Raw genomic sequence first — 12675 nt, 5'->3', positions numbered from 1 at the left:
ATTCTGAAACTTTTAGTTTCTATTGGTATTTCTTCTTTCTTTTCTATATATACCTGGACAGAAGTTTTCCAAGGATTTAACCCTGCTACTGCTGACGCATCACTACCTCCTATTCCTAATTGTCTATTTTTAAGCCAATCAATTTTATCTATATTTTTAGTATCAGTTACTACAAAAGCATCTAAATATTTTCTCCGACTTGAATTTTTATTCATTTTATGGTATCCTCCTAAATAAGTTAAGTTTTTGTATGTGTTGGTTACTTTGACCAGCACTTTTTTTATTGAAATAAACCTACCATTTTATTTCCTCCTAATTTAAATTTTCAACCTCATAATCACCATCTTTAACATCTTCTGTTGTTAATGCTTGATACTCCATACATCCTCTTTCTTTGTCATAGTAAGCTAAATTCAACTCATTTTCTGTTGCTACTACTACAATGTAATCAATTTCAAAACCGAATCTTTTGCAATTTATTTTTATTGCACTTCCTACTTTGATTCTATCTAAATCAAATTTATCTACTGAATTATTCATAATTGAATCACCTCTATTCTTTTTTATATAGTTACTTTAGGAAACATATCTTTAACTACTCTCATAGCATTCTTAGTTAATTGTCTTTGCCATGCCATTTCTCTTGGTGACCATACAAATCCATGTTTTTTAAGTCTAGTTCTTAACTCCAAATTTGGTTTTTCATCAAAGAATACTTGCAATCTATCAATGTCATAATTGACAAATACCTCTCCACCATTAAAATTAAACCCTTCTAATTTTCTTAACTCTTTATGTTCTTTTACTTCTTCAATCCTTTTTTTAATATCTCTTATTCTTTTATTGTTATTTGTTAATTTAAAAGGTTCATAGGGCTGTTCTTTTTTATCTTTTCTAGCCTTTTTATTTGCTTCTTTCATGTCTTTTTGTAAATTTTCAAAATAAACTAATTTAGCTTCCAATTTTTCTATTGCATATATATCACTTGTTTCTATTGCCTTTCCATATTCAAAACTTCCAGTTCGATATGCTTCTAAAATTTTTTCTATAGGTGTCATTTTTTCTAAATTCTTCTTTGTATTTTCAATAAATTTTTTTATAACCTCAGAGTACTCAAAATTACGTTTCATTATCATATCAGTTTGTTTATCAGCTTTTTCATAGTTATATCTAGCTGGTCCTGCAACTGTAACAGGTACAAAATTTGCTCTTCTATTTAACTTTTCGTTGTAGATTTTTTCTATTAATCCTTTAAAACCTGCTTTTCTTAACTGTATGTACTCTAATTGTTCTTTTGTATATTCATCATTGTAATTAAAATTACAATCAAAACTTTCAAAAGCTATCTTTGCATCCTTTGCAATGCAATTTCCAGCTTCAAAATGACTCAACTCATTACATCTTCTTATATTATCCTTATTCAAGTTTAGCTCCACTACTTCTCTATCTATACAATTTATACATTCCATTTTTTATGCCCCCCTTTTTGTTTTATAACAATATCTTTCTTTAAAATAAGTTACTGATACCCTGCCAGAAAAAGTCTTCCAGCCTTCTTTTTCTAATTCTTTATTTAATTCTCCAATTATTTTATAAGCGGTTGCTTCACATACATCTAAAATTTTAGCTATATCTTTTGCCCTATAAAACAATTGTTCTTTAGCTACTGCTTTTGCCATACAATACACCTACTTTCAAAATATTCTGTATTTAGTTTTCAAAGTGCTAGCCTAATAAAGTTATCTGACATTCTTTTTCTCTTACTAATCCATCCTTTATAAGTAATAATCTAAACGCTTCTCTTCCTTTTGGATTTATTAATGTTTGAGTATCTGAATGCCCATGCGGTGTTGTAAACTCTTTCAACTCAAAGTACTGCATTTTATTAGAATAAGGCTTTATCTTTCCTTTTAAATCTCTGTAACAATATTTCTTCTCTATTAACCATGAAATAAATACTTTTTCTTTGACTCCAAGTTCTTTTGCTGTATCTCTTATGTTAGTAAGTAAATTTCTTTCTACTAAAGCATCAAAGTAGTCTGCTTTCGGTTTCATTGTTTGATTCTCTAATTGTAATTGTTCTTTTTCCTCAACTTCGATTAATAATTGTTGTAATGCTTCTTTATATGTAGTTGGTAATTTGGGTTGTTGTTCTTTTAACTCTTGCTCCATTTCTTCAAACTTAGTTACATAAGTAGCTGTAAAAATTATTCCTTTTTCTCCTGTCATTTTATTAGCTACCATATCACAGCCTTTTTTAGTCAATAAGTAACAAGGATACATCTGATTATTTTCATTTCTGTAAGTGCTTTCAATAAAAAAATCATCAGTGTGCAATTTTGCACTCTGCTCTAATACACTTATATATCCCCTTATACTTCTTAACAATTGGTTATGGTCTTTCTCTGTTATTTCTGCTACTTCTCTACTCTCAACTAAGAATTGATTATTTTGGTTGATTATTGTTAGGTCATTCATACTTTATACCTCCTTTGATATTTTTGTATTTCTTGAAAACTTTAATTTTAAAATAGCTTCATATATACCTTCTAGCTTTTCCATAACATCATTCCAAACATCTTCCTCATCTTCATCTATTACATCATCTTCAACTATATCTATGAAATCATCTTCTTTTTTTAAATAATCTTTTATTTCTTTATGTAACTTCAAAGTTATACTTGAAAGACTTTTCATTTCCAATTTTGGTAAAAACATTACTCCTGCTTCTGTAGTCCTTCTCACATGCTCATAACCTAATAAATTATTGTTATAAATAGAAACCATTTTTGATACTATTTGATTGTTTGGTATCCTCTTGTCGTTCTCATATGCTCTTAAGCTCTCTACTGATATATCTAGTAGTTCTGATACTTTTTCTTGTGTTAAATTGGTATTTTCTCTTGCTTTTTGATAAATATTTTGGTACTCATATGACATTCAAATCACCTCTTTGAAAAGTTATACTATAATTAACCTTTTACTTTTAAATACTTACAAATTGCTTCTTTTGCATTTGGACTTTTTAGTCTATCGTTAATTACTGCTGATAGATGATATTTTGATAACCCTAATTCCTCTGATAAATCATCTAGTTTCAAATCTCTATCTATCATGGCTTTTTTAACTTCCTTGCTCCATTTTGGTAAACATTTTTTATTCATTATTATCACCTTCTTTATTAGTGTGTTTATTTGTGGTAAAATTAAGTTTGTATAACAATTTGTTGTCGTAAGTAATTGTTATTATAGTTATATTATATTGCAAATATTTGCATAAATCAATATATTTATTGCGATATTTTGCAATTATTTTTCAGGAGGTATTTTGTGTTATATGAAAGGTTAGAAAAAATATGTAAACAAAATAATATTACCATATCAGCTCTTTGTAAAGAAATCACTGGTAGCACTGGAAATCTATCAACTTGGAAAAAAAATAATATCAAATCTGAATATCTTGCAAATATTTGCATGAAATTCAATATTTCAGCTGATTATTTACTTTTTGGAGAACAACAAAACTCCAATACAAAACCATTATTTTCAGAAAATGAAAAAGAGATTCTATCCCTATTACATAAATTCAATGAGCGTAACCAAATCAAATTTATAAGTAAGGTTGAGGATTTAGCTGATAAAATGCTAGAAAAAGGAAATGATACAGAGTAATTACTACATGCCTGCTCTTTTATAACTTTTTAGACAGGCATATTATTACTTACTATTTTGTACCTAATCACCTCTTTTAAGTGTTTTATTTTGATTTTCAAAGTGCTTTTATCTCCATATAACTGTCATACTATATTTACGTTAAGGATTGGATGTGTTTACATGGATGTTACTCAACGCATAATTGAATTACGAGATAAAAAGGGATATAGTACAAATAAACTTGCCACCTAAAGCAGGATTAACTCAATCAACGCTTCAAAGTATTCTATCTGGAAGAAATCAAGTATCTATTAATACCATTGAGAAAATTTGCTCTGCATTAGATATATCTTTGTCTGATTTTTTTAATGATGAATCCAGCATTGACTTACCTGATTACCTTCAAGATTTTATTGAAGCTAGCAAAAATTTATCAGAAGAACAATTGCAAGCTTTATCCATATTTCTAAAACATTAAAAAAGATTAATTTTGCTGGTTAATTTTAACTAGCATTATTTTGTTTCTGCAATAGATGCTATTTATGCTATCTATGGAGGTTTATTATGTCTTTATTAACAGCAATATCTAAACGAATATTAGGATTATGTCAAGAAAATGATATTACAGTAAATAAATTATGTACAATGGCAGGTGTTACTCAATCTACAATAGATAGTATTTTAAAAGGTAAAAGTAAAAACCTTGGTATATGTACAATTAAAAAACTTTGTGATGCTTTAGATATAACAATTATTGATTTTTTCAATCACTCTTTTTTCGAAGATTTAGATATTGATATTAATTAATATTTGTTGAATTTATTGAATGATTGCAAACTTTATAACTCATGTGAGGATGCTTATAATTAATAAGTATCCTTTTTTACTTTTATTGAGTAATACTAGTATTCTCTCTACTTAATTGATAGATATTTTGGTACTGATATGACATTTAAATGACCCCTTTTCTGGTGTATAATTAGTTTAAATATTTAATTATTTAAACATAATGTTTAATTTATATCTAAAAAAATTTCTCCTAACTCAATATTAAACATCTTAGATATTTTAAAAGCATATTTTATAGGAAAATTTCTTTTATTATGCTCATACATAAAATATCTTTGGCGAGAAATACCCAGTATTTTAGCCATTTGTGTTTGAGTTAGACCTTGATTTTCTCTAATAGTTTTTAGTTTATTCATTTTTTTCACTCCTATTTTTTAAACATATTGTTTAATATATTTATATTGTATTCAAACATAACGTTTAAGTCAATACTTAAAACAACATTTTGTTTAATTTTTTTAGTAAAATTTTTACCTGTGATATACTATAGTAAACAAAATGTTTATTTTGGAGGTTTTCATATGACTTTTGGAAGTAGATTACGCAAACTAAGAGAAGATAATAATATTAAACAAGTTGAATTGGCAAAAGTGTTTAATATTACAAGTCAAGCTTTATCACAATATGAGAGAGACTTAAGAATGCCTGACGCAGTTTTGCTCGATAAACTAGCAACTTATTTTAATGTTTCTGTTGATTTTCTTTTAGGTAGAAATCTGAATACTTTATCGGAAGAAATAGATAATGAGATAAAAAAGATAGTTGATGCAATATTTGAATTAGATAAAGAAGATAGGGAAAGTATATTTAAAATAGCTGAATTAGATAAAGAAGATAGGGAAGCTATTTTAAAAATACTTGATTCCTTAGAGAATAAACATAAATAAAAATACATTGGCTATAACTCAATGTATTTTTATTTTTATTGATTTTAATAAAAATATATTTTTTTAATTATTTCCTTATTTTTCATTAGAATCATTATAATTTTTACGAAATTTTCATAATCCTTTCCATCTTTATCTTTTAACATCCTTATAATATCAACAAGCCTTTCTTTATCATCTTGCATATTACCATCCCCCTTGTTTTATTATAAATAACTTAACCGATATTTTTTTCTGAATATTCATACCTTTGTATCCAACTTTATTTTATCACGTATTCTACATGTATAAAATCGTAAAAAATGATAATTATTATATTTTTTTTGTATATATCAACAATTTTTGAAATTTTAATCTCTTTTATTAAAGTTTTTTGTATACTAATCTTTCTTAATTAAATATTAACACATAAATCGACTAGAAAAATATCCGTACGAGGAATATTTCCGATACTTTTTTACAATATTTACTATATTTTTTTACCTATTACTATTGAAAATAATCATTATTACTACTACAATTTAATCTTGTATGAATATGTCATTATCATTAAAACAATATCGAAGGAAGAGACAGCTTACACAAGAAGAATTAAGCAAATTGACTGGAATTAGTCAAAGTTATATTTCAAGACTAGAAAAAGATGAATTTATTCATAGTATTTCTTCTACAAAGATAATTCTGCTGTCTGATGCTTTAGAAATAGATACGCTCGAACTAGCAGAATATTTTTTTGACAAAGAAAGAAAACATTTGAATAATATGAAAAAGGAACTGATAAATAAATAATCAGTTCTTTTTTCATATTTAAAGATTTATTATTAATCAGCCTTGTAATATAATTAAAGTAAAATTATAACTAATGGAGGATTGTAATAGTAGGAATATTAGGACCAAGTAAAAGTGATTATATTAAAGACATGGAGAAAAAATATAGAGAGTTAAAAACTGAATATGAAAATTTAAAGAAAAATTTCAATAATATAAAATTAGAAAATAAATCTCTAAAAAAGAAATTAGAACAATTAAATTTCAACTCTAGTGAAATAGAAGACATTGCAAATAAACAATTGAAAGAGCAGGAAGAAAAACATAAAAAAGAAATTGAAAGACTTACTAGTGAAGAAGCTGTTGCTAAAAGACAGGAAGAACAGAAAAATAAAAGAGCATATGAATTTAAAAGTTATGGTAAATTTTATGTTGAAATTAACAATGATTTAATAACAATAACTAGTAGAGGTTTTGTCAATTATTAAAATAGAGGTGGAAATTCATCTAAAACAATTAAGATAGAAAATATAAGTGCTGTAGAACTTAAAACAAGTGGTGTTGGTGCTAGGTATATTCAATTTATTATAAAAGGTAGCTCAGAAGTTAGAAATGGTTCAAAAGGTGCCATTAAAGATGAAAATTCAATTCCTTTTTATAGTCAACAAGAAATAGCTTATGCAATGCAAATAAAAGATTACATAGATAATTATAAACCTAAAACTAATGTTCAATCTCAGGCTATAATACATCAAAACAATAGTAGTGTTGCTGATGAAATACTTAAATTTAAAAATTTAGTTGATATTGGTGTAATAACAGAAGATGAGTTTGATAAAAAGAAAAAAGAATTATTAAATGTGTAAAGTATAAATATTATGACCAAAGAGGTGACATAAATGCCTGCCTACAAAGATGAGTCTCGCAAAACATGGTTTGCTAGTTTTTATTTCACAGACTTTAATGGAGATAAGAAAAAGAAAACTAAGCGAGGTTTTAAAACTAAAAAAGAAGCTTTAGAATTTGAAAGAGAATTTTTAAATCAAAAGCAAATGAGCACAGATATGACATTTAAAAGCCTTACAGAAGAATATTTGACGGATATGGAAACAAGATTAAAAATCTCAACTATGAATTGCAAGAAACATATAATAGAATTGAAGCTTATCCCATTTTTGGGCAAGTTAAAGATAAATGAAATTACTGGTATACATGTTCGGAAATGGCAGAATGAATTATTGAAAAGTGATTATAGTCAAACATATATCAAAACAATACATAGCCAGCTAGTGGCAATTTTAAACTATGCAGTAAAATACTATGATTTAGACAAAAACCACGCAAGTCTAGTGGGTAGTATAGGTAAAAAAAACGCAGAGGAAATGAACTTTTGGACTTTAGAGGAATTTAAGAACTTTATTAAATTTGAAAATAAAGATGATGCAAACATAGCTTTTAAAATCTTATTTTGGAGTGGAATAAGATTAGGAGAACTACTAGCCCTTACTCCTCAAGATGTTTCTGAAACAGAATTAAATATTAATAAAAGTTATATGAAATTAAAAGGAGAGGATATTATTTCATCTCCAAAAACCGCTAAGAGTAAACGTGTTGTTACTATTCCATTTTTTTTATATAATGAGATTAAGGATTATATTTCTAAATTATATGATTTAAGAGAAAATGAAAGAATATTTAAATTTTCAAGAGCTTATTTAAATTTAGAACTGAAAAGATGTGCTGAATTAGCTTCTGTGAAAAAAATTAGAGTACATGATTTACGACATTCCCACGCTTCCTTGCTTGCAAATATGGATATCAATATATTAACTATAGCTGAACACTTAGGACATGAAAAAGTTGAAACAACATGGAATATATATTCTCATTTATATCCTAATAAACAGATAGAAATCGCACAAAAACTTGAAGTTTTAAACAAATAGTATCATAATAGTATCACAGATAAAATATAAAACCTACAATCGTTGTAACTGCAACGATTGTAGGTTTTGGTTAACAATTGTGTTATTACTATATATAATATACATTGTCTAACTCTTCGTATTCGTAGGATACTTCTCTTTTATTCTTTTTTACAGGTTCTAGATTTCTTATTTTCACTATTTTTGCTGGTATACCAACAACTGTGGCTCCGTTAGGTACATCTTTAACAACAACTGAATTTGCACCAATTTTTGAATTAGAACCGATATTTAAAGGTCCTAGTATTTTTGTTCCAGCTCCAATTAATACATCATCGCCAACAGTTGGATGTCTCTTTCCAGTATCCTTTCCTGTAGCTCCCAAAGTAGCTCCTTGATATATTGTTACTCTATTTCCCACTTCTGCTGTTTCACCAATTACAACACCCATTCCATGGTCTATCAAAATACCTTCTCCCATTTTAGCCCCAGGATGTATTTCTATACCAGTCATAAATCTGGATATCTGTGATATTAATCTAGCTGTAAAAAGCATCTTCTTCTTGTAAAGAAAATGAGCTATTCTATGCATTATCATTGCATGCACTGATGGATATAGTAAAAAAACTTCTATTTTAGATCTAGCTGCTGGATCATTTTTCATTATATATTCAATATCTTTATTTATTTTTTTAAACAAAGTATTCACTCCCTCAAATAAAATTATTAAAAAATTCCCATGGACATATATTTATCTACTCCATCTGGAGCTACTGTTACTATCTTTTTATTTGGATATTTTTTTGCCATTTCCATAGCACCAAATATATTTGCTCCAGAAGATATACCTACCAAAATTCCTTCCTTTGATGCAAGTAATTTAACTGTATCAAAGGCATCTTCATCATCCACTAATATTACTTCATCTACTACACTAGAGTCATAATTTTCAGGAACAAAGTTAGCTCCTATTCCTTGTATTTTATGAGGTCCAGTTTTATTTTCTGATATAGCTGGAGATTTTTTTGGCTCAAGTGCAACTACCTTTATATTTGGATTTTGCTCCTTTAAATATCTCGCAGTCCCTATTAAAGTACCACCTGTTCCAACTCCACATACAAATATATCTAAATCTTTAACATCATTCATAATTTCAACTGCTGTTGTTTTATAATGTGCGTTTGGATTGTCTTTATTTTCAAATTGTTTCAAACTTTTATAGTTTGGATTTTCTCTCAATAGTTCATTTGCTTTTTCTATAGAACCTGCCATTCCAGCTTTTCCATCTGTAAGTACTAAATTTGCTCCATAAGCCTTCATTAAATCTCGTCTCTCGATACTCATGGTCTCTGGCATTACTATTACTACTTCATACCCCTTTAATCTTCCTATCATGGATAATGCAATGCCAGTGTTTCCACTAGTTGCTTCTACTAGTACATCTCCCTTTTTTAATTCTCCTCTTTTTTCTAATCCTTCTAGCATTTCATAAACTGCTCTATCTTTTATACTTCCTGCTGGATTTACTTTTTCTAATTTTACATATATGTTAGAACACCCGTTAGTACATCCTAAATTATTCAACCTTACTACAGGTGTGTTTCCTATCAACTCTAATGCGTTATTATATAACATACTACTTCCTCCTATATGTCCAAATCTATTATCAAATTGATAACGATAAATATATTATAGTATTATCATTTTGATAATGCAACCTTTTTTTGGATTTTATCCCCACAATTATTTTATTCCTAATATTAGTAATTTTCAAACAAAAAAAGTGAAAATCATTATCGATTTTCACTCTTCAAACTTCAATCTTTATGTTAAGTCATACACAATACTTCTCTACGAAAACTCTACAAAATACTATATAAGACCTAATATTTTTGCGACCTCTACATTAACCTTTAACACATTAACTCTATCTTCACCTAAAACTCCGAACAGTTTTTTTGAAGTATTATCATCTACAATTTTTTGTAATTTACTCTCTGATATTCCTGATACTTTTGCTATAGCAGGTATCTGAACCTTTGCAGAAGCGGGACTTATATTAGGGTCAAGTCCTGAACCTGATGCTGTAAGCAAATCTGTTGGTATATCTTCTTTTTTTACACCTGGATTGTCTTTTAAAAACTGTTCAATATCTTTTTGAACTCTATCATGAAGCTCTGGATTTGTTGCTCCATAATTAAAAGAACCTGATGAAACACCGCCATAAACTGTATTTCCATCCTTATCTGGTATTAAATCTTCTTTTGTATAAGTATTATAGTTTATTGATGAAACTCTTCCCTTAAAAAATCTTGCATCTGTAAAACTTTGACCAATAAGCTCTGAACCAACCTTTACACCATTTACTTCTATCATACTTCCATTAGCTTTATCTTTAAATGCAACTTGACTCACCCCTGTTAAAACAAGTGGATATACAAGTCCGCAAACAAATAACAATACAATACTTACAAGTAATGCTGGTTTTAATGTTTTCATTTTTATATCCTCCATTTATTAACCTAAATTAAGAACCATTACTAAAGGTGTAATTAATAAATCAATTACTTTTATTCCTAAAAATGGTACTATAACCCCACCAAGACCAAAAATAAGCATATTTCTCATTAGCATAGCTTGTGATTTCATAGGTCTATATTTTACCCCTTTCATAGCAAGAGGTATTAAACATGGGATAATTATAGCATTAAATATTAAAGCTGATAATATCGCACTAAATGATGTAGAAAGTTTCATTATATTTAATATCTCCATTTGAGGTATTGCAAGTGTAAATATAGCTGGTATAATTGCAAAGTATTTTGCAACATCATTTGCTATACTGAATGTTGTTAAGGCACCACGTGTTATTAAAAGCTGTTTTCCTATTTCAACCACTTCTAATATTTTAGTTGGGTCTGAATCTAAATCTACCATGTTTGCTGCTTCCTTTGCAGATGTTGTACCACTATTCATAGCAAGACCCACATCCGCTTGAGCAAGTGCAGGAGCATCATTTGTTCCATCACCTGTCATAGCAACTATCTTACCTTCAGATTGTTCTTTTTTTATTGCTTCTATCTTATCTTCTGGTTTACATTCTGCAATAAATCCATCTACTCCAGCTTCTCTTGCAATTGTAGCTGCTGTTAAAGGATTATCTCCAGTACACATTATTGTCTTTATTCCTATCTCACGAAGTCTAGCAAATCTTTCCACAAGACCTGATTTTACTGTATCTTTTAAGTAGATAATACCGTATATCTCATTATCTACACATACTACCAAAGGTGTACCCCCTAATTTTGCTACTCTATTTACACTTTCTTCTAAATCGTCTGGTATTAATCCACCAAAGGATTTCACTCGATTTATTATACTGTCATAAGCTCCTTTTCTAATAGCTGTTCCATCAGATAAATTTATACCACTCATTCTAGTTTGTGCAGAGAATTCTACAAACTCAGCTTCTTCAGCCTCTTTTGTTTTTCCTGTTGAACCCAGTTTTATACCTAAATCAACTATAGATTTTCCTTCTGGTGTGTCATCTTTTAATGAGCACATAACAGCATAATTTATTAAATCTTTTGAATCAGCATTTCCAACTGCTATAAATTCTGATGCAAGTCTGTTTCCATAAGTAATAGTCCCTGTCTTATCCAAAATCATAGTGTCAACATCACCACAAGCCTCTACTGCCTTTCCTGACATTGCAATGACATTGAATCTAGTTACTCTATCCATACCTGCAATACCAATAGCAGATAATAGACCACCTATGGTAGTTGGTATTAAGCAAACTAAAAGTGCTATCATAGTAGAAATTGGAATCTTAACACCTGCATAATTTGCCATTGGATAAAGAGATATTAAAACAATCATAAATATAAGTGTTAACCCTACCAATAAAGTATTTAAAGCAATTTCATTTGGTGTTTTTTGTCTTGAAGCGCCTTCTACAAGAGCTATCATTTTATCTAAGAAAGATTCTCCTGGCTTTGTTGTGATTTTTATTTTTAGCCAATCACTTACAACTGTAGTTCCTCCTGTAACAGAAGCGAAATCTCCTCCAGATTCTCTCATAACAGGTGCAGATTCTCCAGTTATTGCTGACTCATCCACAGAAGCTATACCTTCTATTACTTCTCCATCATTTGGAATAACTTCTCCTGCATTGACTAAAACAATATCGCCCAGTTTTAGTTCGCTTGCACTTATCATTTTTTCATTTCCTAATTTATCTAAAACTCTTGCCACTGTATCTTTTCTAGTTTTCTTAAGTGTATCTGCTTGTGCTTTCCCTCTACCTTCAGCTACAGCTTCAGCAAAATTTGCAAAAAGAACAGTTATAAATAGTATTATTGTTACAATCCCATTATAAACTCTTAAGTTATTGCCTTCATCACCAAATAGACTAGGTACTATTGTAAGTATCAATGTTACTACAAATCCAATCTCTACAACAAACATAACTGGATTTTTCATCATATATTTAGGATTTAATTTTTTAAAAGCTTCTATAATGGAAGTTTTGAAAATATCTTTTGTAATAAACTTTGTTTTTTTAGTTTCCATAAAATTTTACTCCCTCCC

The 12675-nt window shown here is 28.4% G+C and carries 21 protein-coding genes; 8 read left to right on the top strand and 13 right to left on the bottom strand.

All coding sequences use genetic code 11. The annotated features are described in order from the left end of the window. The 7 genes from KGF50_RS08940 to KGF50_RS08910 form a co-directional block, all read right to left on the bottom strand. A partial coding sequence (locus KGF50_RS08940) for a YqaJ viral recombinase family protein (RefSeq protein WP_227847734.1) occupies window positions 1-215 on the bottom strand: 215 nt, incomplete at its 3' end. A 97-nt stretch (window positions 216-312) separates the two neighbouring features. Beyond that, on the bottom strand, window positions 313-540 hold the full coding sequence (locus KGF50_RS08935; RefSeq protein ID WP_227847733.1) for a hypothetical protein: 228 nt from the start codon (window positions 538-540) through the stop codon (window positions 313-315). A gap of 23 nt (window positions 541-563) precedes the next feature. Then, window positions 564-1469, bottom strand: coding sequence for a hypothetical protein (locus KGF50_RS08930; RefSeq protein WP_227847732.1), 906 nt, complete (start codon window positions 1467-1469; stop codon window positions 564-566). A gap of 3 nt (window positions 1470-1472) precedes the next feature. After that, the gene (locus tag KGF50_RS08925; RefSeq protein WP_227847731.1) at window positions 1473-1679 is read right to left on the bottom strand and encodes a hypothetical protein; all 207 of its coding nucleotides are present in this window, start codon (window positions 1677-1679) and stop codon (window positions 1473-1475) included. 46 nt (window positions 1680-1725) lie between these two features. Continuing rightward, window positions 1726-2478 carry a Rha family transcriptional regulator gene (locus KGF50_RS08920; RefSeq protein ID WP_227847730.1) on the bottom strand — a complete coding sequence of 251 codons (753 nt, stop codon included), beginning with the start codon at window positions 2476-2478 and terminating at the stop codon, window positions 1726-1728. 3 nt (window positions 2479-2481) lie between these two features. Then, complete coding sequence (locus KGF50_RS08915) at window positions 2482-2940, bottom strand: helix-turn-helix domain-containing protein (protein WP_227847729.1); 459 nt, start codon at window positions 2938-2940, stop codon at window positions 2482-2484. A 32-nt stretch (window positions 2941-2972) separates the two neighbouring features. After that, a complete protein-coding gene (locus KGF50_RS08910) occupies window positions 2973-3164 on the bottom strand; it encodes a helix-turn-helix domain-containing protein (RefSeq protein WP_021400132.1) in 192 nt (63 codons plus the stop codon). Between the two features lie 165 nt (window positions 3165-3329). Here KGF50_RS08910 and KGF50_RS08905 point away from each other — a divergent pair, with 165 nt between their 5' ends. The 3 genes from KGF50_RS08905 (at window position 3330) to KGF50_RS08895 (ending at window position 4460) form a co-directional block, all read left to right on the top strand. Next, entirely contained in the window at window positions 3330-3671 is a 342-nt protein-coding gene (locus tag KGF50_RS08905; protein ID WP_227847728.1) for a helix-turn-helix domain-containing protein, read from the top strand. Between the two features lie 184 nt (window positions 3672-3855). Continuing rightward, window positions 3856-4131: a helix-turn-helix domain-containing protein gene (locus tag KGF50_RS08900; RefSeq protein ID WP_227847727.1), complete on the top strand. Its 276-nt coding sequence runs from the start codon at window positions 3856-3858 to the stop codon at window positions 4129-4131. Between the two features lie 86 nt (window positions 4132-4217). Beyond that, complete coding sequence (locus tag KGF50_RS08895; protein ID WP_227847726.1) at window positions 4218-4460, top strand: helix-turn-helix domain-containing protein; 243 nt, start codon at window positions 4218-4220, stop codon at window positions 4458-4460. Window positions 4461-4666: 206 nt separating this feature from the next. On the opposite strand, the gene KGF50_RS08890 is transcribed toward KGF50_RS08895, so the two are convergent. Next, window positions 4667-4858, bottom strand: a complete 192-nt coding sequence (locus KGF50_RS08890) for a helix-turn-helix domain-containing protein (RefSeq protein ID WP_227847725.1) — start codon at window positions 4856-4858, stop codon at window positions 4667-4669. A 165-nt stretch (window positions 4859-5023) separates the two neighbouring features. Between KGF50_RS08890 and KGF50_RS08885 the strand changes: the two genes are divergently transcribed. Beyond that, window positions 5024-5389, top strand: a complete 366-nt coding sequence (locus tag KGF50_RS08885) for a helix-turn-helix domain-containing protein (RefSeq protein WP_227847724.1) — start codon at window positions 5024-5026, stop codon at window positions 5387-5389. A 44-nt stretch (window positions 5390-5433) separates the two neighbouring features. On the opposite strand, the gene KGF50_RS08880 is transcribed toward KGF50_RS08885, so the two are convergent. Further along, on the bottom strand, window positions 5434-5574 hold the full coding sequence (locus KGF50_RS08880; protein ID WP_227847723.1) for a hypothetical protein: 141 nt from the start codon (window positions 5572-5574) through the stop codon (window positions 5434-5436). Window positions 5575-5920: 346 nt separating this feature from the next. Here KGF50_RS08880 and KGF50_RS08875 point away from each other — a divergent pair, with 346 nt between their 5' ends. The 4 genes from KGF50_RS08875 to KGF50_RS08860 all read left to right on the top strand — a co-directional run bounded on the left by KGF50_RS08875 (window position 5921) and on the right by KGF50_RS08860 (window position 8103). Then, the gene (locus KGF50_RS08875) at window positions 5921-6178 is read left to right on the top strand and encodes a helix-turn-helix domain-containing protein (protein ID WP_227847722.1); all 258 of its coding nucleotides are present in this window, start codon (window positions 5921-5923) and stop codon (window positions 6176-6178) included. 131 nt (window positions 6179-6309) lie between these two features. After that, on the top strand, window positions 6310-6645 hold the full coding sequence (locus KGF50_RS08870; RefSeq protein WP_227847721.1) for a hypothetical protein: 336 nt from the start codon (window positions 6310-6312) through the stop codon (window positions 6643-6645). A 195-nt stretch (window positions 6646-6840) separates the two neighbouring features. Then, entirely contained in the window at window positions 6841-7023 is a 183-nt protein-coding gene (locus KGF50_RS08865; protein WP_227847720.1) for an SHOCT domain-containing protein, read from the top strand. Between the two features lie 33 nt (window positions 7024-7056). After that, entirely contained in the window at window positions 7057-8103 is a 1047-nt protein-coding gene (locus KGF50_RS08860) for a site-specific integrase (protein WP_227847719.1), read from the top strand. Window positions 8104-8191: 88 nt separating this feature from the next. Here KGF50_RS08860 and epsC read toward each other — a convergent pair whose 3' ends face one another. The 4 genes from epsC to kdpB form a co-directional block, all read right to left on the bottom strand. Further along, window positions 8192-8782 carry a serine O-acetyltransferase EpsC gene (epsC, locus tag KGF50_RS08855; protein ID WP_227827446.1) on the bottom strand — a complete coding sequence of 197 codons (591 nt, stop codon included), beginning with the start codon at window positions 8780-8782 and terminating at the stop codon, window positions 8192-8194. 26 nt (window positions 8783-8808) lie between these two features. Next, window positions 8809-9717, bottom strand: coding sequence for a cysteine synthase A (gene cysK / locus KGF50_RS08850; protein ID WP_227827445.1), 909 nt, complete (start codon window positions 9715-9717; stop codon window positions 8809-8811). Window positions 9718-9954: 237 nt separating this feature from the next. After that, window positions 9955-10581, bottom strand: a complete 627-nt coding sequence (locus tag KGF50_RS08845; RefSeq protein WP_227847718.1) for a K(+)-transporting ATPase subunit C — start codon at window positions 10579-10581, stop codon at window positions 9955-9957. Window positions 10582-10599: 18 nt separating this feature from the next. Further along, window positions 10600-12657, bottom strand: coding sequence for a potassium-transporting ATPase subunit KdpB (kdpB, locus tag KGF50_RS08840; RefSeq protein ID WP_227847717.1), 2058 nt, complete (start codon window positions 12655-12657; stop codon window positions 10600-10602). Window positions 12658-12675 lie beyond the last annotated feature (18 nt).

The sequence above is a fragment of the Clostridioides sp. ZZV15-6598 genome, assembly GCF_020657705.1.
Lineage (GTDB): Bacteria > Bacillota > Clostridia > Peptostreptococcales > Peptostreptococcaceae > Clostridioides > Clostridioides difficile_F.
The sequence above is the reverse complement of the archived record's forward strand: the minus strand, read 5'-3'. Positions and strand labels throughout refer to the sequence as shown.

Bases quoted from the DNA above. Each gene is read 5' to 3' on its own strand.
- KGF50_RS08935 (WP_227847733.1), bottom strand. From the start codon at position 540: ATGAATAATTCAGTAGATAAATTTGATTTAGATAGAATCAAAGTAGGA.
- KGF50_RS08930 (WP_227847732.1), bottom strand. From the start codon at position 1,469: ATGGAATGTATAAATTGTATAGATAGAGAAGTAGTGGAGCTAAACTTG.
- KGF50_RS08925 (WP_227847731.1), bottom strand. From the start codon at position 1,679: ATGGCAAAAGCAGTAGCTAAAGAACAATTGTTTTATAGGGCAAAAGAT.
- KGF50_RS08920 (WP_227847730.1), bottom strand. From the start codon at position 2,478: ATGAATGACCTAACAATAATCAACCAAAATAATCAATTCTTAGTTGAG.
- KGF50_RS08915 (WP_227847729.1), bottom strand. From the start codon at position 2,940: ATGTCATATGAGTACCAAAATATTTATCAAAAAGCAAGAGAAAATACC.
- KGF50_RS08910 (WP_021400132.1), bottom strand. From the start codon at position 3,164: ATGAATAAAAAATGTTTACCAAAATGGAGCAAGGAAGTTAAAAAAGCC.
- KGF50_RS08895 (WP_227847726.1), top strand. From the start codon at position 4,218: ATGTCTTTATTAACAGCAATATCTAAACGAATATTAGGATTATGTCAA.
- KGF50_RS08890 (WP_227847725.1), bottom strand. From the start codon at position 4,858: ATGAATAAACTAAAAACTATTAGAGAAAATCAAGGTCTAACTCAAACA.
- KGF50_RS08885 (WP_227847724.1), top strand. From the start codon at position 5,024: ATGACTTTTGGAAGTAGATTACGCAAACTAAGAGAAGATAATAATATT.
- KGF50_RS08880 (WP_227847723.1), bottom strand. From the start codon at position 5,574: ATGCAAGATGATAAAGAAAGGCTTGTTGATATTATAAGGATGTTAAAA.
- KGF50_RS08875 (WP_227847722.1), top strand. From the start codon at position 5,921: ATGAATATGTCATTATCATTAAAACAATATCGAAGGAAGAGACAGCTT.
- KGF50_RS08870 (WP_227847721.1), top strand. From the start codon at position 6,310: ATGGAGAAAAAATATAGAGAGTTAAAAACTGAATATGAAAATTTAAAG.
- KGF50_RS08865 (WP_227847720.1), top strand. From the start codon at position 6,841: ATGCAAATAAAAGATTACATAGATAATTATAAACCTAAAACTAATGTT.
- KGF50_RS08860 (WP_227847719.1), top strand. From the start codon at position 7,057: ATGCCTGCCTACAAAGATGAGTCTCGCAAAACATGGTTTGCTAGTTTT.
- cysK (WP_227827445.1), bottom strand. From the start codon at position 9,717: ATGTTATATAATAACGCATTAGAGTTGATAGGAAACACACCTGTAGTA.
- KGF50_RS08845 (WP_227847718.1), bottom strand. From the start codon at position 10,581: ATGAAAACATTAAAACCAGCATTACTTGTAAGTATTGTATTGTTATTT.
- kdpB (WP_227847717.1), bottom strand. From the start codon at position 12,657: ATGGAAACTAAAAAAACAAAGTTTATTACAAAAGATATTTTCAAAACT.